Source organism: Halorubrum sp. AD140, from assembly GCF_034497445.1.
In the GTDB taxonomy this organism is placed as follows: domain Archaea; phylum Halobacteriota; class Halobacteria; order Halobacteriales; family Haloferacaceae; genus Halorubrum.
In genome coordinates, this window is sequence record NZ_JAXRUU010000329.1 from 1 (window position 1) to 1,056 (window position 1,056).

2 protein-coding genes and 1 pseudogene are annotated in these 1,056 nt (G+C 69.4%); 2 read left to right on the forward strand and 1 reads right to left on the reverse strand.

The window, feature by feature from the left end:
* Both U4E84_RS18590 and U4E84_RS18595 read left to right on the forward strand, forming a co-directional pair.
* Positions 1-314 (forward strand): annotated as a pseudogene (locus U4E84_RS18590) (glucan 1,4-alpha-glucosidase); the annotation flags it as partial.
* A gap of 24 nt (positions 315-338) precedes the next feature.
* Complete coding sequence (locus U4E84_RS18595; protein WP_322533533.1) at positions 339-461, forward strand: hypothetical protein; 123 nt, start codon at positions 339-341, stop codon at positions 459-461.
* A gap of 342 nt (positions 462-803) precedes the next feature.
* On the opposite strand, the gene U4E84_RS18600 is transcribed toward U4E84_RS18595, so the two are convergent.
* The gene (locus U4E84_RS18600; RefSeq protein ID WP_322533534.1) at positions 804-989 is read right to left on the reverse strand and encodes a hypothetical protein; all 186 of its coding nucleotides are present in this window, start codon (positions 987-989) and stop codon (positions 804-806) included.
* Positions 990-1,056 lie beyond the last annotated feature (67 nt).

The following is a 1,056-nucleotide window of genomic DNA, read 5'->3' on the forward strand; positions in this document are numbered from 1 at the left end:
CGGAGAAGGTGTGGACCGTCTCGACCGCGTGGGGGGCGAACGCCTGCGCGGAGCTCGCCGCCCTGCTCGCGGCGCACGACGACCCGCGCGCCGCCCAGATGACGGCCCGGGCCCGCGAGCTGCTCGCGCACGTCTCGCCCGACGGCACGCTCTGCGAGCCGACGACGTACCTCCCGGAGCAGTTCTTCGACGACGGGACGCCCGACAGCGCCACCCCGCTCGGCTGGCCGCACGCGATCCGACTCGCCACCGTCGCCCTCCTCGACGACGAACTGCCGCAGTTCGCCGACCGCGCGCCCGCGGACGACGACTGACCGAACCGCGGCGATTATTTATAAATGACCAGCGTCGTCGGCGCGTGCCTGCGAGCGGCCGCCCTCGGCGGCCGCGAGGAGCGCGCGCGAGGGAGTCGCCCGTCCGAAGCGAAGCGGAGGACGGGCGACGAGGCTGGGGAGGCGTGAGGTTGCGGTCCCGCGAGCGACCGAAGGGAGCGAGCGGGGGCACGGAAGACGCAGCGCCGAGCGAAGCGAGGCGAACGTCTTCCGGCGGTGCTGCGCGGGGCGGGGTGGGACTCGAAGGGGCAGCCGTGAGGACGGAGCTCGACGACGTAAGCACCGCAGCGAGCGTAGCGAGCGAGGCGCGCAGCGAGTCGCGCGAGTCCTCGCGGCTGGGGCTTTGGAGGTGTTCGCCGCCGCTCCATGGTCGACTATTTATAAGCGATCGGCTGGGGCTTTGGAGGAGTTCACCGCCGCTCCGCTGGCGGCGGTTTATAAATAAGTACCAAAAACACAGCTAAAACTCTCTTATCGCCACTCGTCGCGGGAAACGCAGTCGGACTCGCGGACCGTGATCCACCGGGTGGTCCGCTCGTCGGGGTCGACGTCCCGCTCGAAGAACGTCACCTCGCCGCCGCCGTCGCTCTCCGTCCGTTTACAGACGAGCTCGGGCGACCCGTCGCGGACACGTGCGGGTGACGTGGACGTGGACATACGTCACGCTTCGCGTCCGGTCGGATAATAAATGTTGGTTTCGGGCGCGAGGAACCACAAACCACAG